Genomic DNA, 401 nt, shown 5'->3' with positions numbered 1-401 from the left:
CCTCCCCCCAGCTTATCGCAGCTTATCGCGTCCTTCCTCGCCTCTGAGACCCTAGGCATCCCCCGTGTGCTCTTGCTTACTTCGCTTTCGCAACGTGTTTCCCTAAAGAAACCCGCCGTCCTCCGAAAAGAACCGGCGCGCTGCGCTTCGTTTTTGTTACCCCTTACGTCAAAGAACGTTTACCACTAATTGAGTAGCAGTAGTGTAGAATGGCCTCTATTAAGCTATTCTATAATTATTTGAATGATGGAAAAGACATCTGATTATAACTGCTCAATTGATTCGAACCCACGAGTCGAACTGCTCCAGAAAGGAGGTGATCCAGCCGCACCTTCCGGTACGGCTACCTTGTTACGACTTAGCCCTAGTTACCTGTTCTACCCTAACCGGCTTCGTTGCGG

At 49.9% G+C, this 401-nt stretch carries 2 rRNA genes; both read right to left on the bottom strand.

The annotated features are described in order from the left end of the window. Nucleotides 1-86: ribosomal RNA gene (locus BEN49_RS15650) — 23S ribosomal RNA — on the bottom strand; the annotation flags it as partial. A gap of 223 nt (nt 87-309) precedes the next feature. Then, nucleotides 310-401 (bottom strand): 16S ribosomal RNA (locus tag BEN49_RS15645); the annotation flags it as partial.

This window comes from Hymenobacter coccineus (assembly GCF_001816125.1).
In the GTDB taxonomy this organism is placed as follows: Bacteria; Bacteroidota; Bacteroidia; order Cytophagales; family Hymenobacteraceae; genus Hymenobacter; species Hymenobacter coccineus.
The sequence above is the reverse complement of the archived record's forward strand: the minus strand, read 5'-3'. Positions and strand labels throughout refer to the sequence as shown.